The organism is Streptococcus sp. HMSC066F10, from assembly GCF_001813805.1.
In the GTDB taxonomy this organism is placed as follows: Bacteria; Bacillota; Bacilli; order Lactobacillales; family Streptococcaceae; genus Streptococcus; species Streptococcus vaginalis.
Map to the genome: position 1 here is coordinate 88226 of NZ_KV813989.1, position 26162 is coordinate 114387.

General features: G+C 38.2%; 21 protein-coding genes and 2 pseudogenes. 18 read left to right on the plus strand and 5 right to left on the minus strand.

Features of this window, described 5'->3' with window-relative positions:
* Positions 1–32: 32 nt before the first annotated feature.
* Positions 33–323: a hypothetical protein gene (locus HMPREF2933_RS06655; protein ID WP_024051935.1), complete on the minus strand. Its 291-nt coding sequence runs from the start codon at positions 321–323 to the stop codon at positions 33–35.
* A 105-nt stretch (positions 324–428) separates the two neighbouring features.
* Between HMPREF2933_RS06655 and HMPREF2933_RS06660 the strand changes: the two genes are divergently transcribed.
* Entirely contained in the window at positions 429–689 is a 261-nt protein-coding gene (locus tag HMPREF2933_RS06660) for a winged helix-turn-helix transcriptional regulator (RefSeq protein WP_024051934.1), read from the plus strand.
* Position 690: 1 nt separating this feature from the next.
* Entirely contained in the window at positions 691–1491 is an 801-nt protein-coding gene (locus HMPREF2933_RS06665; protein ID WP_024051933.1) for a DUF2785 domain-containing protein, read from the plus strand.
* Here the strand turns inward: HMPREF2933_RS06665 and HMPREF2933_RS06670 are convergent.
* Positions 1488–2345 (minus strand): annotated as a pseudogene (locus tag HMPREF2933_RS06670) (metallophosphoesterase). The gene HMPREF2933_RS06665 and the pseudogene HMPREF2933_RS06670 overlap by 4 nt on opposite strands.
* Before the next feature lie 135 nt (positions 2346–2480).
* Between HMPREF2933_RS06670 and HMPREF2933_RS06675 the strand changes: the two are divergent.
* The 4 genes and pseudogenes from HMPREF2933_RS06675 (at position 2481) to ftsX (ending at position 6275) form a co-directional block, all read left to right on the plus strand.
* Positions 2481–3227 (plus strand): annotated as a pseudogene (locus HMPREF2933_RS06675) (Cof-type HAD-IIB family hydrolase).
* A 236-nt stretch (positions 3228–3463) separates the two neighbouring features.
* Positions 3464–4559 (plus strand): peptide chain release factor 2 gene (gene prfB / locus HMPREF2933_RS06680; RefSeq protein ID WP_101749654.1). Its coding sequence is split into 2 segments (ribosomal slippage): positions 3464–3535 and positions 3537–4559, totalling 1095 coding nucleotides; the frame shifts between segments, so codons are not numbered across the junction.
* Positions 4560–4663: 104 nt separating this feature from the next.
* Positions 4664–5356: a cell division ATP-binding protein FtsE gene (ftsE, locus tag HMPREF2933_RS06685; protein WP_003025346.1), complete on the plus strand. Its 693-nt coding sequence runs from the start codon at positions 4664–4666 to the stop codon at positions 5354–5356.
* Positions 5349–6275: a permease-like cell division protein FtsX gene (gene ftsX, locus HMPREF2933_RS06690; RefSeq protein WP_024051927.1), complete on the plus strand. Its 927-nt coding sequence runs from the start codon at positions 5349–5351 to the stop codon at positions 6273–6275. The genes ftsE and ftsX overlap by 8 nt, the downstream gene beginning before the upstream one ends.
* A 92-nt stretch (positions 6276–6367) precedes the next feature.
* Here ftsX and HMPREF2933_RS06695 read toward each other — a convergent pair whose 3' ends face one another.
* Complete coding sequence (locus tag HMPREF2933_RS06695; protein WP_070672681.1) at positions 6368–7003, minus strand: MBL fold metallo-hydrolase; 636 nt, start codon at positions 7001–7003, stop codon at positions 6368–6370.
* A 165-nt stretch (positions 7004–7168) separates the two neighbouring features.
* Positions 7169–8191: an IS30 family transposase gene (locus HMPREF2933_RS06700; protein ID WP_083308048.1), complete on the minus strand. Its 1023-nt coding sequence runs from the start codon at positions 8189–8191 to the stop codon at positions 7169–7171.
* Between the two features lie 125 nt (positions 8192–8316).
* Between HMPREF2933_RS06700 and HMPREF2933_RS06705 the strand changes: the two genes are divergently transcribed.
* From HMPREF2933_RS06705 to ezrA, 7 genes are all read left to right on the plus strand, one after another.
* Positions 8317–10776: a bifunctional DnaQ family exonuclease/ATP-dependent helicase gene (locus tag HMPREF2933_RS06705; RefSeq protein WP_070672688.1), complete on the plus strand. Its 2460-nt coding sequence runs from the start codon at positions 8317–8319 to the stop codon at positions 10774–10776.
* A gap of 122 nt (positions 10777–10898) precedes the next feature.
* The gene (locus HMPREF2933_RS06710) at positions 10899–11879 is read left to right on the plus strand and encodes a YeiH family protein (protein ID WP_070672691.1); all 981 of its coding nucleotides are present in this window, start codon (positions 10899–10901) and stop codon (positions 11877–11879) included.
* Between the two features lie 47 nt (positions 11880–11926).
* A complete protein-coding gene (locus HMPREF2933_RS06715; protein ID WP_024051924.1) occupies positions 11927–13159 on the plus strand; it encodes an FtsW/RodA/SpoVE family cell cycle protein in 1233 nt (410 codons plus the stop codon).
* Between the two features lie 12 nt (positions 13160–13171).
* Positions 13172–13720: a DJ-1 family glyoxalase III gene (locus tag HMPREF2933_RS06720; RefSeq protein WP_024051923.1), complete on the plus strand. Its 549-nt coding sequence runs from the start codon at positions 13172–13174 to the stop codon at positions 13718–13720.
* 128 nt (positions 13721–13848) lie between these two features.
* Entirely contained in the window at positions 13849–14412 is a 564-nt protein-coding gene (locus HMPREF2933_RS06725) for an HAD-IA family hydrolase (protein ID WP_024051922.1), read from the plus strand.
* Positions 14413–14424: 12 nt separating this feature from the next.
* Positions 14425–16371 carry a DNA topoisomerase (ATP-hydrolyzing) subunit B gene (gyrB, locus tag HMPREF2933_RS06730; protein WP_024051921.1) on the plus strand — a complete coding sequence of 649 codons (1947 nt, stop codon included), beginning with the start codon at positions 14425–14427 and terminating at the stop codon, positions 16369–16371.
* Positions 16372–16458: 87 nt separating this feature from the next.
* Positions 16459–18183, plus strand: coding sequence for a septation ring formation regulator EzrA (ezrA, locus tag HMPREF2933_RS06735; RefSeq protein ID WP_070672694.1), 1725 nt, complete (start codon positions 16459–16461; stop codon positions 18181–18183).
* A gap of 220 nt (positions 18184–18403) precedes the next feature.
* On the opposite strand, the gene HMPREF2933_RS06740 is transcribed toward ezrA, so the two are convergent.
* Positions 18404–19417 carry a lactonase family protein gene (locus HMPREF2933_RS06740; protein WP_003039903.1) on the minus strand — a complete coding sequence of 338 codons (1014 nt, stop codon included), beginning with the start codon at positions 19415–19417 and terminating at the stop codon, positions 18404–18406.
* A 351-nt stretch (positions 19418–19768) separates the two neighbouring features.
* Between HMPREF2933_RS06740 and HMPREF2933_RS06745 the strand changes: the two genes are divergently transcribed.
* The 5 genes from HMPREF2933_RS06745 to alsS all read left to right on the plus strand — a co-directional run bounded on the left by HMPREF2933_RS06745 (position 19769) and on the right by alsS (position 26089).
* The gene (locus HMPREF2933_RS06745; RefSeq protein ID WP_003025323.1) at positions 19769–20425 is read left to right on the plus strand and encodes a response regulator transcription factor; all 657 of its coding nucleotides are present in this window, start codon (positions 19769–19771) and stop codon (positions 20423–20425) included.
* Positions 20422–21798 (plus strand): sensor histidine kinase, encoded by a 1377-nt coding sequence (locus HMPREF2933_RS06750; protein ID WP_024051918.1) that lies wholly within the window; start codon positions 20422–20424, stop codon positions 21796–21798. The genes HMPREF2933_RS06745 and HMPREF2933_RS06750 overlap by 4 nt, the downstream gene beginning before the upstream one ends.
* Before the next feature lie 149 nt (positions 21799–21947).
* Positions 21948–23126: an AI-2E family transporter gene (locus HMPREF2933_RS06755; protein WP_024051917.1), complete on the plus strand. Its 1179-nt coding sequence runs from the start codon at positions 21948–21950 to the stop codon at positions 23124–23126.
* The gene (locus HMPREF2933_RS06760) at positions 23113–24342 is read left to right on the plus strand and encodes a tetratricopeptide repeat protein (protein WP_042754028.1); all 1230 of its coding nucleotides are present in this window, start codon (positions 23113–23115) and stop codon (positions 24340–24342) included. The genes HMPREF2933_RS06755 and HMPREF2933_RS06760 overlap by 14 nt, the downstream gene beginning before the upstream one ends.
* Before the next feature lie 82 nt (positions 24343–24424).
* Complete coding sequence (gene alsS, locus HMPREF2933_RS06765; protein ID WP_024051916.1) at positions 24425–26089, plus strand: acetolactate synthase AlsS; 1665 nt, start codon at positions 24425–24427, stop codon at positions 26087–26089.
* The last annotated feature ends 73 nt before the right edge of the window (positions 26090–26162 follow it).

A 26162-nucleotide genomic window follows, 5' to 3' on the forward strand; every position in this document is an offset into this window, starting at 1 on the left:
ATTGCCGTGAATACGACAATTTTAAGTCCTTATTACAAGCCATAAATACGAACATCTGGATCTTGTTTCCAAAGTGGTTGAAGTCCAACAAAAACATCATTTTTGAACATATCACTTTGTAGATAATTTTGAGCGTGCTCAACAGAGTCAAAACCATGTAAAACTTGCACATCTTCTGTGCGAATAAGTAAGTTCTTGCTCACAGCCCCTTCGATAGTATCTAGAAATGGCTTGCGATAGTCATTATAAACTTTCGCTACGGCAGGAAGACTTTCATTCGGAATATCTAGAGTGATTTGTAAATATGCTTTAACTTGAGACATAGTATTAAGTTCCCTTTCCTTTTATTTGAATTTATTATAAAATAGTGCTATTTTAAATGCAATATGTTACCAAATTAGTGAGTAACTAACTAACTATAAGCAGAAATGCTAGATATTACAGATACTGTTCTCTCTAGAACTTTGAAAGAATTGATGCAAAATAATATGGTAGAAAGACGACAATATAATGAAATCCCTATGCGTGTTACTTATCAGTTAATAGAAAAAGCAGAGTCTGTGATACCAATTTTTGAAACGATATGTCAATGGTCAAAAAAGTATTTAGCGCCTGATGATATTAATAATAGTATTTATGGACAGTTTCCTAAACAGGATGGTGAGTTTTTCATCTTAGCCGAGGAATAAAATGGTAAGAATAAAAGATAGTTTACAGCAGAAGTTACTTGATAATCAAGTGCATTATGAAAGGGAGGAAATTCTTTGGATGTTAGATTATATCGGTCATCCTGATTATAAAATACGAGATGAGTTAATTTTTGTTACTCTAGCTAGAGCCATACAAGAGCAACTATTTACAAAGGAACAGTTTGATTTTGTAGCGATTGAGGCTCTAAAACGACAAGGACTCTTGTATAAAAAAGAAGAGGTTGGTCAAGCGACTCTGACTCGATCTTTTACGGCTTTATTATTCGCTAATTTGCTAAATGCAGATGCTAAGAAAAATTCACTTTATTTTAAAAGACTTTCTAGTCAGCAAAGAATGGCTCTATTTGAACAAGGAATGTCTTATTTGCTGTATGAAAATGATAGGACTGACTATTCTGAAGAATATGGTTGGGTGCATGCCTTTGCTCATGGTGCAGATCTTTTAGTTGAGATTATTTGTCACCCAGATTTTCCTATAACACGAGTAAATGAAGTTCTACAAGTATTAGAAAAGATGTTTAAAAGAGTGAATTGGCGCTTTATCAGTGATGAGGACTGGCGTTTGGCACGAGTCATCTATCAGGCTGTTTTAAATGAAAGACTCTCACAAACCAGAGTTGCAGCTTGGTTAACTTCACTTGACTTTCCACTAGAAAACTCAACAGACTTCTTACAATTTTCTAATGCTCGTTCGTGCTTGTTAGAAGTTTATCTTCAGTTAGACAAAGAAAAAGCTCTATCAGACGAGCTAAGAGAAGCTATTCAGTTGTTTTCGTACTAAATATCAAAAATGATAAGGGCATCTTCTAGTTCTTTTCGGAGGTGCTTTTTCTTATATGATTGGAAAAGAGATAAGTCTTGTACTGCATTATAGCGTTTGTGGAGACGGTACATTTGAGGGATTTTGTATTGAGGATAATCTTCAAAAAATTGCTGAGTCAACTGCCATTCGCGGATGTAACCAAGAGGTCTTGTATGATAGCAGACACCGTCAATCATTCGAGCGGAGTGGCGGTGGTGAAGATGACCAAAGACAACATCTTTCACACCATATTTGACAAAGAGATTATGAAAGGATTGACTACCCAGAAAAGCATTAAAGCGCTGAAAATAAGGGTGATTGTAAAGAAAATCTTTGTGAGGAACAAAATGCATAGCTAGGATAATAGGATCATTCAGAGAAGTCAAAATTCTCTCAAGTTGTTCTAGGGTCTGTTGAGTGAGTATAGGGTCATCAGTGTTGCGGTTCAATCGTCTATCAAACCAGAAAAATTGCTTGGTCCGTTTGTGTTCTTCAGGTGTTTTTTCGGGAACGAAGCCATAGTCATACCAACCTGCTAGGCTAATAAACTGAGTCTGTCCAAATGATTGTACATTGAAATTGTGCTGTTAAATGTCGTCTTCTGTCATTCCTAGCATGTCATGATTGCCTAAATTGTAAGAAACGGAGAAGGATTTTTTGAGCTTTTGTAAAAAAGGCAAACTAATGTGTTCAAAATCATTAGACAGATCCCCTGCAAAGTGAATGTGGTCAACTTTTTTCTTTTTTAGTAAATCAATCAAAATGGTGATGTCTTTATCGGTAAATTGGTTTGAATCCAAATGAAGATCGCTCATAAATGCTAAATTTGTCATGCTCCTAGTGTAGCATATTTGAGGTAAAATGAAAGAAATAAATTTTTCGTCAAAAATCATAGGAAAGTTTAAGTCTTTTGGTGTAAAATAGAAGTAAGTGGAGGTCTACGAAAGATAAAATTAGTAGCATTTGACATGGACGGTACATTTCTGCGCTCAGACAATACCTATGATGTGGAGCGCTTTGAGAAAATTTATCGACCATTGCAAGAAAAAGATATAAAAGTAGTCGTCATTTCAGGCAATCAGTATGCCTAACTGGCTTCATTTTTTCCAAAATATCAGGATGAGTTAATTATTGTTTCAGAAAATGGAGCACTAATTTTTGAAGGCGAGAAGTTATTACGAGAAGAAAAAATCGCTAGAACAGAGATTGAAAAGGTTTTAGACGTGCTTGTGTTAGAAGGATTAGAAAATGCGACAACTCTTTGCAGGCTTCATTCTGCTTATTTGATCAAGTCAGCGCCCAAACAGTACAAAGAAGAAATTGCAATTTATTATCATGCATTGAAAGAAATCTCTAATTTTCAGGATTTACCAGAAGATGATTTTGTCAAGTTAGCTTTATTGGTGCCAGAAGAAAAAACAGATCAACTCCTTGAAAAGCTAAATTAAGTTACTGGTCAACTCGTTCAGGCAGTTTCAAGTGGACATGGTTCGATTGATATCATCCAAAGAGGTGTTCATAAAGGCTCTGCTCTTGAATTCCTTAGTCAGCATTTTGGTATTGCACTACAGGAGATGATGGCTTTTGGGGACGGTGGAAATGACCTAGAAATGCTAGCTTATGTGGGTCACAGCTATGCGATGGCAATGCTCCTGAAAAGGTCAAGAAAACAGCAAAGTATCAAGCGCCAAGCAATCAAGAATCAGACGTTTTAGAAGTTCTTGAACAAGAGATTGTAACATAACTCATTACATACGCATCATTTTGGTATATCTATCCTCTTAATATTTTTAGCCAGACGGCAACCTATCTAATAATCATGTAACAAAGAACGAAATTTCTTGATTCAGAATTAGAAATTTTATACAATAACTATTATTGGACTCTGTCAGAAATTAGAAAAAAATACTGACTTGTGATATAATAAAACGATATGTGAAAAGAGGTAAGTATGGATATTTCAGAAATTCGTCAAAAAATTGACGCAAATCGCGAAAAATTAGCTTCTTTCAGGGGGTCTCTTTGACTTAGAAGGTCTGGAAGAAGAAATTGCAATCTTAGAAAATAAGATGACAGAACCTGATTTTTGGGATGATAATATTGCGGCGCAAAAAACATCTCAAGAATTAAACGAACTTAAGCAAACCTATGATAACTTCCAGCAAATGGCTGATTTATTTGACGAATCAGAGATTTTGCTTGATTTTCTAGCGGAGGATGATTCTGTACAGGAAGAGTTGGAAGAAAAATTAGCAGAGTTGGAAACAAAAATGACCAGCTATGAAATGACACTCCTCTTGTCGGAACCTTATGATAATAACAATGCTATCCTTGAAATTCATCCAGGCTCTGGTGGAACAGAAGCTCAAGACTGGGGGGATATGTTGCTGCGGATGTATACACGCTTTGGCAATGCTCATGGTTTCAAGGTTGAAGTATTGGACTATCAAGCGGGAGATGAAGCGGGAATTAAGTCTGTTACTTTGTCTTTTGAGGGACCTCATGCCTATGGTTTGTTGAAGTCTGAAATGGGAGTTCATCGCTTGGTGCGCATTTCGCCATTTGACTCAGCTAATCGTCGTCACACTTCTTTTACTTCAGTGGAAGTCATGCCGGAGTTGGATGACACGATTGAAATTGAGGTGCGAGACGAAGACATCAAGATGGACACTTTCCGTTCCGGTGGTGCTGGCGGGCAAAATGTCAACAAAGTTTCAACCGGTGTTCGTTTAACCCACATACCAACGGGAATTGTGACACAATCCACTGTTGACCGCACACAATATGGAAACCGTGATCGGGCAATGAAATTGCTTCAATCGAAACTCTACCAAATGGAGCAAGAAAAAAAAGCAGCTGAAGTGGATTCCTTAAAGGGAGACAAAAAAGAAATTTCTTGGGGAAGTCAAATCCGCTCTTATGTCTTTACGCCCTATACCATGGTGAAGGATCATCGAACTGGTTATGAAGTAGCCCAAGTTGATAAAGTCATGGATGGCGATTTAGATGGCTTCATCGATGCCTACTTGAAATGGCGGTTAAACTAAACATTAAATTTACGAGAGTGGAATAAACAACCATAATTGCAATGCAATCATGGTTGTTTATTCCACTCCCTCAACTATCTTACGAAAGGAACTCTTAACAATAAATGTCAATTATTGAAATGAGAGATGTTGTCAAAAAATATGACAACGGGACAACAGCCCTGCGTGGTGTGTCCATTGAAGTAGAGCCAGGAGAATTCACCTATATTGTAGGTCCTTCTGGAGCAGGGAAATCAACTTTTATTCGATTATTGTATCGTGAAGTGAAAGTTGATAAGGGAAGTCTGCAAGTTGCTGGCTTTAATCTTGCTAAAATTAAAAAACGTGATATTCCAATGTTGCGTCGTAATGTTGGCGTCGTTTTCCAAGATTATAAATTGCTACCCAAAAAGACGGTGTATGAAAATATCGCCTACGCTATGGAAGTTATTGGAGAACGCCGTCGGAATATCAAAAAGCGCGTTATGGAAGTGTTGGATTTGGTTGGTTTAAAACACAAAGTCCGTTCATTTCCAAATGAACTCTCAGGAGGGGAGCAGCAGCGAATTGCCATTGCTCGTGCGATTGTGAACAATCCTAAAGTTTTGATTGCCGATGAGCCGACAGGAAATTTGGACCCAGATAATTCGTGGGAAATCATGAATCTACTGGAGCGAATTAACCTGCAAGGGACGACGGTTCTAATGGCGACCCACAATAGCCAAATTGTAAATACTTTGCGTCACCGCGTTATTGCCATCGAAAATGGTCGTGTGGTGCGTGATGAAGCAAAAGGAGAGTACGGATACGATGAATAGTAGATTTTTAAGTCACCTGCTTGAATCGCTCAAAAGTTTGAAGCGAAATGGTTGGATGACAGTTGCTGCAGTCAGCTCCGTGATGATTACACTAGGGTTAGTCGCAATCTTTGTGTCAGTCATTTTAAACACGGCGAAGCTAGCAACAGATATTGAAAATAATGTGCGGGTTATGGTCTATATGCGACCAGATACAGCGGACAATGAAGAGACTATTACAAAAGAAGGTCAAACAGTCAAAAATGAGGACTACCATAAGGTATATGATGCCCTCAACAAAATGTCAAATGTGAAATCAGTAACATTTTCTAGCAAGCAAGAACAATTAAAGAAACTAACAGAAGTCATGGGTAAAGATTGGAAACTCTTTGAAGGAGATGCCAATCCCCTACATGACGCTTATATTGTCGATACAACCGACCCCAAATACGTCACGTCTGTCGCAAACAATGCGAAGAAAGTGGAAGGGGTTTCTGAAGTAGAATACGGTGGAGCCAATACAAAACGTATTTTTGCGTTAGCTAATTTTATCCGTACATGGGGAATTGTAGGAGCGCTCCTCTTAGTCTTTATTGCTGTTTTCTTGATTTCAAATACTATTCGGATTACGATTATTTCACGCAGTCGTGAAATTCAAATCATGCGTCTGGTGGGAGCAAAAAACAGTTACATTCGAGGTCCGTTCTTGTTAGAAGGAGCTTGGATTGGCTTGCTTGGGGCAGTTGTTCCAGCTGGCTTGGTCTATTTTATTTACGAAATGACCTATAAGTCATTTAATCCATCTCTTGCTAGTCAAAATCTTTCAATGATTGTACCCAAAACCTTTATTCCATTGATGATTTCTTTCCTTTTTGTAGTAGGAATTATCATCGGAGCATTTGGCTCGGTTCTCTCAATGAGACGATTCTTGAAAATTTAAAAAAGAAGTGATAATAAAAACCCTATTGAACCCTGACCCGAAAGTTAGACAGAAAAATCTAACTTTCGAGATGCAGTTCATTTAGGGCTTTTTTAATGCAAAAATGGATTAAACATTTTTTCATGAACAATGGTGGTTTGAGGACCATGACCAGGGTAAACATCATAATCAGTCAAGACCAGCAACTCGTTTTTGATGCTAGAAATGAGTTGTTCTATATTTCCAGTATAGAGGTCCGTTCGACCAATTGATTCGCAGAATAAAGCATCGCCAGTTAAAACAAAGTGCTCGTTAGGAAAGATGATTGAAACACCACCGATTGAATGTCCTGGTGTTGGTACGACGTAAAAATAAAAATCATCTAGACTGTAAGGACTATGATAGTCAAAAAAGACATCGGCAGGCTGGAGAATGATGTTATCAATATCTTGGTGGCGAGCTAGTCCAGATAGATTATACTCTGGAGTGTAAAGCCAAGTTGCTTCACTTTCAGCGACATAGACAGGTGGATGTCCAAAATGTTGACGAACTAAATCAACACTCATAATATGATCGTAATGAGTATGGGTCAGCAAAATAGCTGTAATTGGCTTATTGATTTCTTGGATTTTTGCTGCAATTTTATCCCAGTCACTACCCGGATCAACTACGATGAGGTGATGCTCATTTTCTAAATAATAAGTATTTTCATATGCTTGAGCGTTTAAAGTTTTATGAATTGTTATCATGAGAACTCCTTTCACTTCATAGTTTAGCAAAAAATATGAAAAATGACATAAAAGAAATATTAAGTTATTTATCAAGGGAAAATAAGGCATAAAACGTGATACGAAATAGTTCCCCACTTGTCAAGTCAAGTGCAACAAGTTCATTGATAACTAGAGTTCCAGAGGTTAAGCTGTTTGGGCTAGCCCAAACAAAATATTTGCGGTTTTATACTTTTGAATTCGTCTAGGCCTGTCATTGATAGCAGAGACGTAGTGATTGAGTTCTTCTGTCGTTAGTGAGTTAAGAGAGACACCTTTTGGGAGAAACTCTCTCAAGAGACCATTGAAATTTTCATTTGTTCCTCTTTCATGAGAAGCATAAGGATGGGCAAAATAGACTTCCACACCTTTTAAGTCTGACAAGCTACTGAACTCTGAGCCGTTGTCCGATGTGATAGAGCGAATAGGGTACTGTGATAGTAAGCTCTTAACAGCCCTATTGATGGTTTCTGCTTGTTTATTAGCCAGTTTTACAGCGATGGCAAATCGTGTTTGACGCTCTACTAGGGTCATGACAACAGCTTCCCCTTTGGTCTTCTTGCCAAGCATGAGATCAATTTCCCAATGTCCAAATTCAGAACGATTGGTAATAGTTTCTGGACGTTTTTCAATGGATTTTCCTAAGATTTTCTTCGTGGCCTTAGGCGTTACTTTAGACCGTTTTCGGATGCACACCATCTTAGGTAAATCAATCGGTTTAACCCTCAACAGTCCGTCTTTGATGTAACGATACACTGTCTTGGTGGAAGGGATAACTTCCAGTGGATGTTTTTCTTGGTAAGTTTGAACAAAGCTATCGACACTGTGACAACGAGGTTTCGTTTTCAGGGCTTTCTCAAGTTCCTTGAAGAAGGTCTGGGAGCAGTACGATAGTTTATGATAGGCACTTTTTCGACGATTGGTTTCATAAACACGTTGACCACTATCTGGAAAGTAAACCGTTGAGTAGATTCGTTTCCCGTTCTTATATTGAACCTGAGAAACACTTCCTCGTTTGATTTCACGACTGATGGTTGAGCGATGACGCCCAAGCAGACGAGCAATCTCAGAGGGGGTTTTGCCCATCTTGAGATAGGCGCTGATTTCTCCTCGTTCAGAGGCTGAAAGGTGTGAGTATAACGATTTTTTGGTAGAATGATTAGTGGACATGTTCATCTGCTTTCTATACTGAGTTGGAGAATTCTAGTATATCAGACGAGCATGTCTTTTTTGTTGCACTTCATTTTACAACGCGGGATACGAAATAGTTGGATTTATGGTATAATTTTTCTAATATGACACAAGAAAAAAGAAAATATGCTGTGGTGGATTTAGAGGCAACGAGTGCCGGCAGCAACGCAAAGATTATTCAAGTCGGGATTGTGCTGATTGAAAATGGTCAGATTGTTAAAACTTATGAAACCGATGTGAATCCTCATGAGAAGCTGGATTCTCATATTTGCCAATTAACAGGATTGACAGAAAAGCGATTGAGAAGGGCGCCAGACTTTTCTCAAGTAGCTCGTGAGATTTATGAGTTGATTGAGGATGCCATTTTTGTGGCTCATAATGTGAAATTTGATGCTAATTTATTGGCAGAAGCCCTCTTTTGGGAAGGATTTGAATTAGTGACTCCGAGGGTAGATACAGTAGAGCTTGCGCAAGTCTTTTTCCCAACGTTTGAAAAATACAATCTAGGAATATTATGTGAACAGTTAGACATTCCTTTGAAACATGCGCATACAGCGCTTGCGGATGCCTCGGCAACGGCTACATTATTTTTAAAAATACAAGAAAAAATCCAAAAACTTCCGAAAGAATTAGTGGAATATTTGTTGAAATTTTCGGATAGTTTGATTTACGAATCACGCTTAGCAATAGAAGATGCTTTTAACCAAATGTCGGACATAACTTTCCACGATTTGATGAAGTGTCAGGGAATTTTTCTTAGAAAAAGTAAAAAAATTCAAAAAGCGCGAAAATTGTCCAAAAATTTCACTCATAACATCAATTTGCTGGATTTAGAGGAGCGAAAAGAACAAGATGAGTTTGCACATGATGTGGAACAGGCTTTAAAAAGTCAGCAACCAAGTTTTTTACAAGCTCAGACAGGTTTAGGCAAGACCTATGGTTACTTGCTCCCTGCTTTGGTTCAAACGAGCAAGCAAATTTTGGTAACGGTTCCTACGAAAGTGTTGCAAGATCAGATTGTGGCAAATGAAGGACAAAAGTTAGAAGAAATCTTTCATGTTTCTGTTCATAGCTTGAAAAGCCCTGCTAATTATTTAAAACTTGACTTCTTTTATGACAGTTTGCAGCAGGTAGATGACAATCGTTTGGTCAATCGTTGCAAGATGTTGCTTTTAGTTTGGCTCACAGAAACGGAATCTGGTGATTTGGATGAAATTAGTCAACGGCATCGCTATCAGACCTATTTTCAACAGGTGCTTCATGATGGCAAATTGAGCAAAAAATCCCTCTTTTATGATGCGGATTTTTGGCAAAAAGGTCAAGAAAAATCGAAATGCAGCCGTGTGTTAGTGACCAATCATGCTTATTTTTTGACGCGGCTAGAAGATGATAAATCTATAGTGGAAGATCGACTTTTGATTGTGGACGAGGCTCAAAAATTGTTTTTAGCTTTGGAAAATCTTTCTCGAAAATCTCTCAATATGACAAAATGCTTGCAGCAAATTCAATCAGAACTTGAAATAGCAGATACCATTTTGAAACGTCGTTTATTAGAAGATATTCAATTTGAGCTGGCTCATGCGGTGGAGCAATTCCAACACTACAAGAAAAATGAGTTAACGAAAGAAACCTGTTTCAAACTCCGACAAGATTTATCAGAGTCAGATCAAAGATCTCTTTCTGACTTACGCACTATTTTTGTCACAAAATACGACCAGTTCTGGTTAAAAGAAGAGCAGTTCGATGATTATCGAGTGACGGTGTTGGAAGCCGCTTGCCTAGAAGTGCTAGATTTTCGAGCTTTGCTGCCTGAAGAAGTTCAAGTCTTATTCGTTTCAGCCACGCTTGAAATCAGTAAAAAAGTGCATTTAGCGCATTTACTTGGTTTTGAAAATGCACCATTTTATCAGTTACCACAAAAGCAGAAACATCAGCAGAAAATATGGTTGGATAAGAATTTTCCAAATGTTGTAGACTTGGATGTGGACACTTATGCAGAATTGATTGTCAAATGGGTTCATAAATTAGCTACTCAGGAAGTTCCACTTCTCGTTTTATTTACATCGAAAGCGTTATTGTTAGCTGTTTCAGAACGCTTGCGCCTGCCTCACTTAGCCCAGTACAAGAATGGTGAAGCGGCTAATATTAAACGTCGTTTTGATAGAGGGGAAACGAGTATTTTACTAGGAGCGGGTAGCTTTTGGGAAGGGACAGATTTTTCTAGTCAGAAACAAATGATTGAAGTTATTACACGGATTCCATTTGACAATCCGAGTGATTTCTTTACGCAGAAGCTCAATCGCAAATTGCGGCAAGAAGGCAAGAATCCTTTTTATGATTATAGTTTACCTGTTGCGATTTTACGCCTAAAACAGGCTTTGGGACGTACAATTCGACATCAAGAGCAGCAGTCAGCAGTCGTCATTTTAGACAATCGCATGTTAACCAAACGTTACGGACGCCAAATTCAGACAGCCTTGGAAAAAATTGCTCCAATATCCGTCACAAGTATGAAAAAAATTCCAAAAGAAATCGAGCAATTTTTGAGGAAGAAATCTCCTTAACGTCAGCAGAGTAGAAGACTCAGTTAAAATGTAAACTGAGTTTTTTTGATAAAAGTACGAATTTCCTCCGCTGCTAGTTTTAAATTTTGTTATAATAGAAACAAAAAGAAAGAAGGTTCAATATGTATCAAAAATATCTTCCAGGAGTTGGTTTTGCTTTTGTACTAGCAGCAGTAGCAACTGTCTTGGGAAATTTCTTTCCCTTGATTGGCTCTAGTGTTTTTGCCATTCTTTTGGGAATTTTAGCCAATAATCTTTTTCAGATAAAGAAGATTTATCATGCTGGTCTAGCTTATTCAGGTAAGAAATTACTACAGTATTCCATTATTTTACTGGGGTTTAGTATGTCTATTGGTCGGGTTTCTGCTACAGGCATCTCCTCTTTAAAAATTAGCATTTTAACTATACTGATTGCTTTTATTTCAGCTTATGTGGTAGGACGTCTGTTGGGAATGGGCAAAGTTCTAACCACTTTAATTGGATTTGGAACGGCTATTTGTGGTGGTTCTGCCATCGCAGCAGCTTCACCGATTTTAGAAGCAAAAGATGAAGACATCGCTTTATCTATTTCAACAATTTTTTTCTTTAACATTTTAGCGGTCTTTATTTTCCCATTTTTAGGGCATCTGATGCATATGAATAATGCAACTTTTGGAACTTGGGCAGGAACAGCTATCAATGATACGTCATCTGTTGTAGCAGCGGGCTACACTTACAGTCAGTCAGCAGGAGATTTAGCAACGATTGTGAAGCTCAGTCGTGCTTTAATGATTGTACCAGCTTGTCTCATCTTTGCAGGAGTCCGATATGTACGCTCACAAAACAGTCATCAAAAAGTCGATTTAAAGAAAATTTTCCCTTGGTTTATTTTGTGGTTTGTTGTGGCGTCTATTGTTACTAGTGTTGGGATTTTTCCAAGTTTGCTCGTTCCTGCAACGAAGTTCTTGTCACAGTGGCTCATGGCAATGGCTCTTGCTGGAATTGGTGCAAGAGTATCCTTTGGGCAATTTAGAAAAGCAGGCGCAGCGCCGTTGTTGACAGGAGCATTTGCTTGGTTTGCAGTTGCTGTATCTAGCTTAATTATTCAATACTTTTTCTCGTAAAAGTGCTTTAAAAGTGACTGACATTTATTACGTATGTTGGAGGAGATATGCCTTATCAAAAACGCTCGATTGATTCACGAGTGGATTATAGTTTAATATTACCGGTATTTTGTTTGCTTTTTATTGGTGTTGTAGCTATTTATATCGCTGTTAGTCATGATTATCCAAAAAATGTTTGGCCAATTGTAGGGCAGCAGATTGCTTGGATTGCTCTGGGAACGGTCATCAGTCTGGTTATCATGCTATTTAATACAAAATTTCTTTGGCAAATAACGCCATACTTATATGTGTTCGGATTGGCATTGATGGTGCTCCCGCTTATTTTTTATAGTTCAGAACTAGTCGCTTCGACAGGAGCAAAAAACTGGGTGACTATAGGACATGTGACCTTGTTTCAACCATCTGAATTCATGAAAATTTCTTATATTCTTATGCTATCGCGAGCTGTTGTTAATTTTTTACAGCGTTATAAAGATAGAGAGCGAAAGGTTCAATTGGACTTCTTCCTGATTTTTGAACTAGCCCTTTATACTTTACCCGTTCTGATTTTGTTGGCATTGCAGAGTGACTTAGGGACAGCTTTAGTTTTTATTGCCATCTTTTCAGGAATTGTCCTTTTGTCAGGTGTATCTTGGAAAATTATTGTACCAGTTGCTTTGACCGTTCTGGTTGTAGGTGGCGGCTTTTTACTTATCTTCATTTCAAAAGATGGGCGAGCTTTTTTGCACCAAATTGGGATGCCAACCTATCAGATCAACCGTATTTTGGCTTGGCTGAATCCGTTTGACTACGCTCAAACCACTACTTATCAACAGGCACAAGGTCAAATAGCAATTGGTAGTGGTGGTCTCTGGGGACAAGGGTTTAATGTATCCAATCTATTGGTGCCTGTACGTGAAAGTGATATGATTTTTACTGTCATTGCAGAAGATTTTGGTTTTGTCGGTGCAACGATTGTGATTGCCTTGTACTTGCTATTGATTTATCGTATGTTAAAAATTACGCTGAAATCAAATAATCAATTTTACACCTATATTTCTACTGGTTTTATCATGATGTTACTCTTTCATATTTTTGAAAATATCGGAGCAGTGACGGGAATTTTGCCTTTAACAGGAATCCCACTTCCATTCATTTCTCAAGGTGGTTCTTCGATTATTAGTAATTTAATTGGTGTCGGACTCTTGCTTTCGATAAGTTATCAAAATAATCTCTCAGATGAGAAACGCTCACATTATCCTACAAGGCGTAAAAAAGTAGTATTAAAACAATTAAAATAAAGGAGAAGAAGTATGACAAAAGTAGCTGTTATGTTAGCCAATGGCTTTGAAGAAATTGAAGCATTGACGGTTGTGGATGTTCTTCGCCGTGCAGGAATCCTATGTGACATGATTGGCTTTGAAAAAGCGGTAACAGGTTCTCACGGTATCGCAGTTCAAGCAGATAAAGTTTGGGCTGGAAAGTTAGATGATTATGAAGTGGTGATACTGCCGGGAGGAATGCCTGGTGCGACAAATTTGCGAGATGATGATCGTTTGATGTCAGCTCTACAGAAGATGCAAGAAGAAGGTAAGTGGATAGCAGCCATTTGCGCAGCACCGATTGCACTCAATCGTGCAGGAGTCTTAAAGAACAAACAATTTACCTGTTATGATGGTATCGAGTCAGATATTGATTCTGGTACTTATATCAAGCAAACAGTTGTTGTTGATGGGAAAGTGATTACCAGCCGAGGTCCCGCAACTGCTCTAACTTTTGCTTATGAGTTGGTTCATCAGTTAGGTGGAGATAGTGAGCAGCTTGCAACTGAGATGCTTTACAATGAGGTCTATGGTAATTGATTTTCTGGGATACTGAAACTTATTTGGAATTAACCAAGTAAGTTTTTTTATGGGAATTCATATCTAAAATAAGCTATCCTATCCCTTTTTACCGCCATTTTTTACAAAAATATGTTATAATAAAGAATATGGATTATCAAGATTATATTTGGGATTTAGGAGGAACTCTCCTCGATAATTATGAGACTTCAACGGCTGCTTTTGTAGAAACATTAGCCAGCTTTGGTATTCAAGCTGCCCATGATGATGTTTACAAGGCGCTAAAGATTTCAACTCCTTATGCAATTGCTCAATTTGCGCCCAACATTCCTGCATTTTTACAAACTTATAAAGTGAATGAAGCAAGAGAGTTAGCTCATCCAGTATTATTTGAAGGTGCTGCAGACTTGCTCAGAAATATCGTTGTACAAGGAGGGCGTAATTTTCTGATTTCTCATCGGAATGATCAGGTTTTAGAGATTCTTGATAAAACAGGGATTTCAGGCTACTTTACAGAAGTGGTGACTTCTAATCGTGGTTTTAAGAGAAAGCCAAATCCTGAGTCAATGCTGTATTTAAAAGATAAGTATCAGATTGAGAATGGGTTAGTCATCGGAGATCGCTCAATTGACACAGAAGCGGGTCAATCAGCTGGCTTTGCAACTTATCTCTTTGATGATATGAAAAATCTCAAGAAATTTATAAAAATATAGAAAAGGAATCGTATGTCAGAAGAGAATAAAGAACTGCAAGCACAGGATTATGATGCCAGTCAAATTCAGGTTTTAGAAGGTTTGGAAGCTGTCCGAATGCGTCCAGGGATGTATATTGGCTCAACTTCAAAAGAAGGACTGCATCATCTTGTTTGGGAAATTGTAGATAACTCAATTGATGAGGCATTAGCTGGTTTTGCAACACATATTCAAGTGTTTATTGAGAAAGACAATTCGATTACCGTTGTTGATGACGGTCGTGGAATCCCTGTAGATATTCAAGAAAAAACAGGTCGTCCTGCGGTAGAAACTGTCTTTACCATTCTTCATGCTGGAGGAAAATTCGGCGGTGGCGGGTACAAGGTATCTGGAGGATTGCATGGTGTTGGATCTTCTGTGGTTAATGCTCTTTCTACTCAACTTGATGTTCGGGTTTACAAGAACGGTCAGATTCATTTTCAAGAATACCGTCGCGGGCACGTCGTAGCGGATCTGGAGATTATCGGCGAGACTGATCGCACAGGAACAACTGTTCATTTTACACCAGACCCAGAAATCTTCACAGAAACGGTTGAATTTGATTTTGAAAAATTAAACAAACGGGTGCAAGAACTAGCATTCTTGAATCGTGGTCTGCGAATTTCTATTACCGATAAACGGGAAGGTTTGGAGCAAACAAAAGATTACCATTATGAAGGTGGGATTGCCAGCTACGTCCAATATATCAATGAAAATAAAGATGTTATCTTTGAAAATCCGATTTATACAGACGGAGAAATGGATGATATTACTGTTGAAGTAGCTATGCAGTATACAACAGGCTATCACGAAACTGTCATGAGTTTTGCTAACAACATCCATACTCATGAAGGCGGGACGCATGAACAAGGTTTTCGTACAGCGCTCACACGTGTCATCAATGACTATGCCAAGAAAAATAAACTTTTGAAAGAAAATGAAGACAACCTGACTGGTGAAGATGTCCGTGAAGGATTAACAGCTGTTATCTCTGTAAAACATCCTAACCCACAGTTTGAAGGACAAACAAAGACGAAGCTTGGAAATAGTGAAGTTGTTAAAATTACTAATCGTCTCTTTAGCGAAGCTTTCTCAGATTTCCTTTTGGAAAATCCTGCGGTTGCTAAGAAAATCGTTGAAAAGGGAATTTTGGCGTCCAAGGCTCGGATTGCAGCTAAACGTGCACGTGAAGTGACCCGCAAGAAATCAGGTCTTGAAATTTCAAATCTACCTGGTAAATTGGCAGATTGCTCTTCTAATGATCCGCATGAAACAGAATTGTTTATCGTGGAAGGAGATTCAGCAGGTGGTTCAGCGAAATCTGGTCGAAATCGGGAGTTTCAGGCTATTTTGCCAATTCGCGGTAAGATTTTAAATGTTGAAAAAGCCAGCATGGATAAAATTTTAGCCAATGAAGAAATTCGTAGTCTCTTTACCGCAATGGGAACAGGTTTTGGAGCAGATTTTGATGTGAGAAAGGCTCGTTATCAAAAATTAGTCATTATGACCGATGCCGATGTTGATGGTGCGCATATCCGAACCCTTCTTTTGACATTGATTTATCGTTATATGAAGCCTGTTTTAGAAGCGGGGTATGTCTATATTGCTCAACCGCCTATTTATGGTGTGAAAGTCGGCAGTGAAGTGAAAGAATACATCCAGCCCGGAGCCAATCAAGAAGAAGAGCTACAGTTGGCATTGGAGCGTTATTCTGAAGGGCGTTCTAAACCAAGTATTCAACGTTACAAAGGCTTGGGAGAAATGGACGACCACCAACTTTGGGAAACAACGATGAACCCAGAACATCGCTTAATGGCGCGTGTCTCAGTCGATGATGCAGCAGAAGCGGACAAGATTTTTGATATGCTAATGGGGGACCGTGTAGAACCTCGTCGTGAATTTATCGAAGAGAACGCCGTATACAGTACATTGGACGTTTAAAAAAATCTGAAAAAATTCACATTTACCAAGAAAATTATGATATAATAATCATGATTATTTTCAAGTAATATTTTGAAGGAGTTTTACATGTCTAATGGACTAATCATACTAATCATAGTGATAGCAGTTCTCTTGATTGTTGCTTACATAACTGCTGTCTTATTAAGAAAAAGAAATGATGCTTTACTTGCTAAGTTAGAAGATCGTAAAGAAGAGCTTTATAATCTTCCTGTGAATGATGAAGTCGAAGCGGTTAAAAACATGCATTTGATTGGACAAAGTCAAGTGGCTTTTCGTGAATGGAATCAAAAATGGGTTGATCTTTCTCTGAATTCCTTTGCAGACATTGAAAACAACCTTTTTGAAACGGAAAGTTACAATAATTCGTTTCGGTTTCTAAAAGCAAAGCATGGTATTGATAAAATTGAGAGCCAAATTGACTTGATTGAAGAAGATATTACTGCTATTCGCAATGCACTTGCTGAATTAGAAAAGCAAGAGTCTAAAAATAGCGGTCGTGTCTTGCATGCTTTGGATTTATTTGAAAAGTTGCAAGTGTCTGTGGCAAATGATACAGAAAGTTATGGATCAGCGCTTCCTGAGATTGAAAAGCAATTAGAAAAAATTCAATCTGAATTCTCTCAATTTGTGACCTTGAATTCATCAGGAGACCCTGTTGAAGCAGCGGAAATTTTGGATAAAACAGAGGATCACATCCTTGCTTTGACACATATTGTTGAAAAAATCCCAGATCTTGTATCAGAATTAGATCAAAAGTTACCAGAACAGTTAGAAGATTTGGAATCTGGTCATCGCAAATTGCTAGAATCTGGTTATCATTTTATTGAAACTGATATTGAATCTCGCTTCCAACAGATGCATACTAGTTTGAAACGCAACAGTGAAAACATTGCTAGTTTGGAATTGGATAATGCGCAATATGAAAATACGCAAATCCAAGAAGAAATGGATGCTTTATATGACATGTTCAACCGTGAAATCAAGTCACATAAAGTAGTTATCAAATTAGTCAATAGTTTACCAGGTTATTTAGGTCATACAAAAGAAAACAATCAAAATCTTTTGACAGAGATTGCTCGCCTTTCAAAATTGTATCTCTTGACAGAAAGCGATACAAATCATGTTCGCCGACTTCAAAGTGAACTTTCTAGCTTGGATGATGTTGTTTTAGAAGCAATTGAAGATTCTTCAGAAAGAAAACAGGCTTATTCTGTTCTTCAAGAAAACCTTGAAACCATTCAAAAACGAGTCAAAGAAATTGAAGATGAACAATTAGTACTGAGTGAAAAATTGGCTAAAATTGAAAAAGATGATGCCAATGCTCGACAAAAAGTTACTATTTATATAAACAAATTGCACACGATTAAGCGTTATATGGAAAAACGCAATTTGCCGGGTATTCCACGGAGCTTCCTGACCACTTTCTTTACTGCAAGTGATAACACAGAAGCTTTAGTAGCAGAATTGGAACAATATCGTGTCAATATCGAATCAGTAAACCGTATGCTAGAGATTTTGACAAATGATATGAATGAACTGGAAAATGAGACTTATCGGATTGTTGAAAATGCTACTTTGACAGAGCAATTGTTACAATATTCAAATCGCTACCGTTCATTTGATGAGGGAGTTCAAACTGCTTTCAACCGTGCACTAGAGATTTTTGAAAATGACTTTGATTATCAAGCATCGTTTGAGGAGATCTCGCAAGCATTGGATGTAGTAGAACCCGGTGTAACCAATCGTTTTGTTACATCGTATGAAAAAACACGAGAAAATATCCGATTTTAAACTAAAACAATAAAGAGACAAGGTTTTATTCCCTTGCCTCTTTTTATTATGTTCTTTTCGTCAGTATCATGATGTTCGGTGTAAAATTGGAGACTAAAGTAGACAGTCGTGCTCCTTAATGCAATTACTTGCAAACGAATAGAATCTGGGAAGATGACATATAAGACAACAAAAAATCCCAACCATAGGCGATTGGGATTAGTCTCTTAAGAAGAGCCGATTAATGAGTAAAAGCAACACAAACACCTTCTGGAACAAAGAAGTCATGTGATAATTCTGTTAATTTTCCTGTTTCTGGGTCACGTTTGAAGACAGTCGCATTGTCTGAGTCTTGATGAGCTGCGATAATATACTGTTGATCTGGTGTAATATTAAAATCACGTGGATTTTTTCCATTAGTTGGTACGAATTCTACAAGTTCAAGCGTTCCGTCTCCTGCTACTTTGTAAACTGCAATTGAATTGTGTCCACGGTTAGATCCATAAAGGAAGCGACCGTCAGCAGATAAGCGAATAGCAGCTGTTCCATTAAATTCTGAAAAGTCTTCTGGTAAAGTGGAGATGGTTTGCAGGCGTTCAAACTGACCGTCACCATCGTAAATTAAAACTTCAATAGTAGAGTTTAATTCACAAATAAGATAAGCAATTTTGTAGTGAGGGTGGAACACAATATGACGTGGGCCAGCGCCGGGTGTCGCATGATAAGTCTCTAATCGATTTAGGCGTCCATAATCACTAATTTCATATGTCACAACTTCATCAGTTCCTAAATCACACGTAACCAGATACTTATCGGGTGTTAAATCTGCAAAATGCACATGAGCAGCAGCTTGGTTTTCATGAGGACCGTAGCCGATATGAACATCAGAATCAACTAATTTAAGGCTACCATTTTCTTGTCGTCTATAAACTAATACTTGTCCTTTATGGTAGTTTGCCCCGTAGACAAGGCTTCTTGCTTCATCTACACTCACATAGCATAGAGGAGCACCTTCGGCCACAACGTGATTGAGTAACTGTCCCGCTTTATTAAAGGCTGCAATGCCTCCCTCACCGTGTTCAGTTCCGACAGAATATAGGTTCTGTTGCTTGTCAAAAGCTAAATAAGTAGGATTTGGCTCTTTTGCAATAAGTGTTAAATTTGCCAGTTCTCCTGTGCTAGTATCAAAATCAGCTTTGTAAATCCCTTCTGAGCTACGACGTGTATAAGTTCCAAAATAAACTGTTTGTGTCATTATTCACCTCGAAATATTTGATACTTTTATTATAACACAAAAATAGATGAAATGGTTTTCACAAATGAAAGCCGCTGTCAGTTTTATGATGAAAAAATAGATAAAAAATAGATTCGAGATAGGATGGGAACAGATGACTTTGATACAATAAAAATAGATTTGCAGGTGGTTGTGCTAACAATTATGGTTGTCTGTTTGACTTCTGAAAAATGTTTAGTTTTTTGGAAGAAAGTTTTTATCCTGCATCACGGTTCAATCTTTGTAAGTTCACTATTTTGTTGTATAATAAAAGTAATCTTTACATTGATTAGCAGTCATTTAATTTTATATCTATATTTTAAGGAGTAAGAAATGCATAAGATTTTAGTAGTAGAAGATGACACTACGATTAATCAAGTGATTTGTGAATTTTTGAAAGAAAATCATTATGAGGTGACACCAGTTTTTGACGGGGCAGAAGCCTTACGTGAATTTGAGGAAAAATCGTTTGACCTCATCATTTTGGACGTTATGTTGCCCTCTATGAGCGGTCTGGATGTGTTGAAGGAAATCCGGAAGACGTCGCAGGTACCAGTTATGATGTTAACTGCACTAGATGATGAATATACTCAGCTGGTCAGCTTTAATCACCTTATCAGTGATTATGTTACCAAACCATTTTCGCCACTTATTTTGATGAAACGCATTGAAAATATTTTCCGGAGTACTGTGACAGAATCAGAGATTGTCGTTGGAGACTTACGTGTTTCAATTGACGATTGTACAGTTTATTGGCAAGAAGAGAAAATGTCTCCTACTAAAAAAGAATATGAAATTATCCAAGCTTTAGCTAAAAGAAAAAATCATTTGGTGACTCGGGATCAATTGATGAATACAATTTGGGGTTATAGCGAACTGGATAGTCGTGTTTTGGATAACCATGTAAAAAATATTAGGAAAAAAATTCCTGGAATACCTCTTAAAACCATTACTGGTATGGGTTATCAACTTGGAGGAGAAGAAGAGTGAGAATTGCTAAAAAGCATTTTCTTTTGACAGGAACAATAATTTTTATTGTCGTGACAACGGTTTTAACAACACTCTATTTTGTGATGCCTGTTTATTATGAGCAAGTCAAGCATCGAGAAGCTAAAAGTGAGTTCTTTCAGATTGCTCAGCAAGTTCAAGGAAAACCGTCAGATGATATAGGAAAGCTTTTAAGTGACTACAATCGAAAGAATACACGCGTCTGGTTTAGTATATTAGATGTGAAAGGAAAACTTATTTATCCACATATTGATTTAGCTAATGAAAAGGGAGAATTCCAATTAACAATTTTACCTTCTGACATGAGTTTGAATAATCAAACTAAAAGTATGAGCAAGAAGATAAGAACGGCAGAAGGGACCACATTGACCTTACGTGGGGAATATTCGCTCCAACCAATATCGGATGCTACTTACGTGTTGTTAAGTCTTTATCCTTATATCTTATTCTTTTCGTTAACGTTAGGGGGTATAGTGGCTTTTCTTTATAGTCGATTTGCAACCAAACGCATTACAGATATTTCAGAGAGCACGCGAAAAATGGCAACTCTTTCTCCAGATGTGGCTTGTCCTGTCAAAGGGCGAGATGAAATTTCCACTCTCGCTCAAGATATTAACAGTCTGTATAACAATCTTTTGACAAGTATTGAAGCGCTGCGATTGGAAAATGAGAAAGTTGCTGAAAGTGAACGTGAGAAAGCAGAATTTCTACGGATGACTTCTCATGAGCTGAAAACGCCGATTACCAGCATGATGGGAATTGTGGATGGTATGATTTACGGTGTTGGTGACTTCAAAGATAAAGATAAATATCTGCATAAATGTCGTGAAATTTTGGAAGAGCAATCAAAACTTGTACAGTCTATCTTGGCAATTTCTAAGATTGAAATGCGAATAGAAGCTGAAGAAGAGGACTTTTCACTTAATCAGCTCTTGGAGGAAAACTTGAGCAGCTATAAAATGTTAGCTGATGTGAAAGGCTACCAATTTACTGTACAGTTAGAAGAGCTTCAAGTGCATGGCAACAAGACTTATTTGCTGAAAGCTATTAAAAATTTACTAGATAATGCTTTCCATTATACCTTAGCCGGCGGAGAGATTCTTTTAATGATTAAAGACAGTCAGTTAATCATTGAAAATGATGCAGAACATGTGTTGGATGAACAGCAAATCCAGCAAATATTTCAGCCATTTTATCGTCCGGATTACAGTCGTAACCGCAAAGATGGTGGAACAGGTCTGGGACTCTTTATCGTGCAACAGATTTTGGAAAATCATCATTTGCGCTATCGCTTTGAAGCTGTTGATGACAAACGAATGCGATTTACAATTTTTTTCTCAGATAAAGAAAGCTAAAAGTGGGAATCCGTTCATGAATTGAATGGATGACCGCTTTTTGTGTTTGACTCGGGCGCAAGAAGGAAATTCATAAAGGACTACCCTTTCTTCAAGAATTTTTTAGTGAAAAATGCTACAATGAGATAAATAAAGAAAAGGATGTCTGTATGGAACACAAAAAGAAGGATTTCAGCCTATCATGGTTTTTTCGGTGGTTTTTAGACAATAAGGCAATCACTGTTTTTTTGGTGACCTTATTGTTGGGGTTGAATATTTTTGTATTAAGCAAAATTAGTTTTATTTTTATTCCTGTTCTAGAATTTATCGGAGTTATCATGCTGCCGGTGATTTTAGCAGGGCTTTTGTATTATCTCTTAAATCCAATTGTAGATTTTATGGAGAAACATAAGATCAATCGTTTGGTCGCGATTACGATTGTCTTTATCTTAATTGCTTTGCTCTTGATTTGGGGATTGGCTGTGGCAATTCCAAGTTTGCAGCATCAGATAGTTAGCTTTGCCAAGAATTTACCAGCTAATTTGCAAAAGTTGAATAAAATAATTCAGGATTTTTTGGAAAATCGAATTTCTGATGATGTCAAGCCTCAATTAGAAGAGATTGTGAATAATTTTTCAGTTCAAGTGACGACTTGGGCAAGTAATTTTTCATCGAAAGCAGTGAATTGGGTAAGCACATTGATTAGTACGGCTTCGCAAGTGATTGTAGCCATTATCATCATGCCTTTTATCCTTTTTTATCTTTTGCGAGATGGAAAAAACTTAAAATCTTATTTGACAAAATTCATGCCAACTAAGTTTCGTGAACCAGTCGGACAAATTTTGACAGATGTCAATACGCAGCTTGCCAATTACGTTCGTGGGCAAGTAACTGTAGCTATTATCGTAGCGATAATGTTCATCATTTTCTTTAAAGTAATCGGGCTTCGCTATGCAGTGACACTTGGGGTGACGGCAGGAATTTTAAATTTGATTCCTTATTTGGGAAGTTTTCTAGCTATGCTGCCGGCTCTTGTTCTGGGGTTAATTGCTGGACCAATTATGCTCTTGAAAGTCATTGTGGTCTTTATTGTAGAGCAAACGATTGAAGGGCGGTTTGTGTCGCCATTAATTCTCGGTAGCCAATTGAACATTCATCCAATCAATGTTCTTTTTGTCCTTTTGACAGCGGGATCTATGTTTGGTATCTGGGGCGTTTTACTGGGAATTCCCGTTTATGCGTCTGCAAAAGTTGTGATTGCTGCTATTTTTAATTGGTATAAGAAAGTCAGCGGCTTGTATGAAGAAGAATTGGTAGATGAAACAGGAGAAGAAATTGAACAACAGTAAGAAAATGGTCGCTTCTTTGCAAAAGCAGGATTTGGCGCATGCCAATAAATATTTTGAAAGAGCTCTAACAAATGATACAGAGGAAGAATTACTTGAATTAGCCGACTACTTAGAAAGTATCGGCTTTTTCCCTCAAGCGAAGCGAATTTATGAAACATTAGCTCCTCATTATCCAGAAGCCTACATCAGTTTGGCGCAGATTGCTAGTGAAGACGGGCAAGTGGAAGAAGCGTTTGCTTATCTGGAAGAAATTACTTCTGATAGTGACTGGTATGTGACAGCACTCTTGGTCAAAGCTGATCTCTATCAAATGGAAGGCTTGCCAGATGTTGCAAGGGAAAAATTAGCCGAGGCAAAGCAATTATCTGATGAACCGTTAGTGACTTTTGGCATGGCTGAAATAGATTTTGAATTGGGAAATTTCAATCAAGCCATTAAGGAATACGCTAGCTTAGACAATCGCATGATTTATGAGCAGACGGGTGTTTCTACTTATCAGCGGATTGGTGTTTCCTATGCAAGTTTGGGAAAATTTGAAGTGGCGATTGAGTTTTTGGAAAAATCTTTAGAGATTGAATACGATGATGCTGTAGCCTTTGAATTAGCGACTATTTTGTATGACCAGAAAGAATATCAAAAAGCTAATCTATACTTTAAGCAAATTGATACGATTTCGCCGGAATTTGAAGGTTATGAGTATGGTTATGCTTTGTCGCTTCATGCAGAACATCAGACAGAAGAAGCATTACGCCTTACGCAGCAGGGCTTGTCGAAAAATCCATTTGATACACGTCTTTTGTTGCTAGCTTCGCAGCTTTCTTATGAGTTGCACGATGAGCGAAAGGCAGAAGATTACCTTTTGAAAGCAAAAGATAATGCGGAAGACTTGGAAGAAATTGCATTGCGTTTGTCTAATCTTTACTTAGAGCAAGAGCGTTTTGATGAAGTTTTGAAATTTGAGGAGCAAGACATAGACAATGTACTGACTAAGTGGAATATTGCGCGTGCCTATCAGGCTTTGGAACAGACAACAGCAGCTTTGGAGCGATATCGACTGTTGCTCTCGGATTTAAAGGAAAATCCAGAATTTTTAGAGCAATATATTTATCTACTTCGTGAAATGGGAGATTTTGAAGAAGCAAAACACCAAGCAGAGCATTATCTTCACTTGGTTCCAGATGATGTGGAGATGCAGGAATTGTACAATAGTTTGTAAAAAGAGTAACAAGCACAATCCTATAAGACGCATGGGAATTATGATATAATGATGAGCGTGATATTCAGGAAGGATGAAGAAAATGACTGAAAAATTTGGTGCGGATTTGATTGTGGATAGTTTAATCAATCACAAGGTGGATTATGTATTTGGAATTCCCGGTGCAAAGATTGACCGTGTATTTGATACCTTAGAGGACAAAGGCCCACAACTTATCGTTGCTCGTCATGAACAAAATGCTGCTTTTATGGCGCAAGGAATTGGGCGGATTACAGGAGAGCCGGGTGTCGTGATTGCAACGAGTGGACCAGGTGCTTCAAACTTAGCAACGGGCTTGGTTACGGCGACCGCAGAGGGCGACCCAGTGCTGGCTTTGGCTGGTCAGGTCAAACGCTCTGACCTTCTCAAACGCGCTCACCAGTCTATGGACAATGCTGCACTATTTAAGCCGATTACTAAGTATTCAGTCGAAGTGCAAGACGGCAATACTCTGTCAGAAATCATTGCCAATGCGTATCGTCATGCCAAGTCAGGAATGCCGGGGGCAAGTTTCATTTCCATTCCACAGGATGTGGTGGATAGTCAGGTACAAGTGAAAGCAATTAAACCGCTGACGGATCCGCAGCTGGGTTCTAGTTCTGTGGCAGACATTAACTATCTAGCGCAAGCGATTAAAAATGCTGTGTTACCGGTTCTTCTCTTAGGAAATGGCGCTTCAAGTGCCAAAGTGACGGCTTCTATTCGTCAGTTATTGGAGCAAGTACAGTTGCCTGTTGTGGAAACATTCCAAGGGGCTGGGATTGTGTCTCGTGAATTGGAAGAAGCTACGTTCTTTGGACGTGTCGGACTGTTTCGCAATCAGCCGGGTGACATGCTTCTAAAAAAATCTGACCTAGTCATCGCTATCGGCTATGATCCGATTGAGTATGAAGCACGCAACTGGAATGCTGAAATTTCTGCCCGCGTCATTGTGATTGACGTAGAGCCAGCAGAGATTGATACTTACTTCCAACCGGAGCGGGAGCTGATCGGAGATATTGCAAATACTTTGGATTTATTGCTGCCAGCGATTAACGGCTATCAATTACCAGAAGGCTCGCGGGAATATCTGCAAGTGCTGCGAGATAAAATGGACGGTGATGTGAAATTTGACCGCAGCCAAGCTGAAAAAGGTCGCCTACACCCGCTGGATATTGTCGAAGTCTTGCAGGAAAATACGACAGACGATATGACAGTTACTGTCGATGTGGGTACGCATTATATTTGGATGGCACGTTATTTCAAGAGCTATGAACCAAGGCATCTGCTTTTTTCAAATGGGATGCAAACGTTAGGAGTAGCATTGCCTTGGGCGATTTCGGCAGCCTTGGTTCGTCCCAATACAAAAATTATTTCTGTATCTGGAGATGGTGGTTTTCTCTTTTCGGCCCAAGAGCTAGAGACAGCGGTTCGCCTGCAATTGCCAATTGTTCATCTTATTTGGAACGACGGTCATTATAATATGGTGGAATTTCAAGAAGAAATGAAATATGGTCGTTCATCTGGAGTGGACTTTGGGCCTGTTGATTTTGTTAAATATGCAGAGAGTTTTGGTGCGAAAGGATTCCGAGCAACATCTCCAGCAGAATTAACACAGTTGCTCCAAAAAGCCTTAAAGGAAAATGGACCGGTTATCATTGATGTGCCAGTGGATTACAAGGACAGCAGTACACTAGGAGAAACGATTTTACCAGATGAGTTTTATTAAATTGAAACTGGGAAGGGCTCAAGACTATTTCAAGAGAGTTCAATTTCTCATTTTCTTGTACGGTTGATGTGTA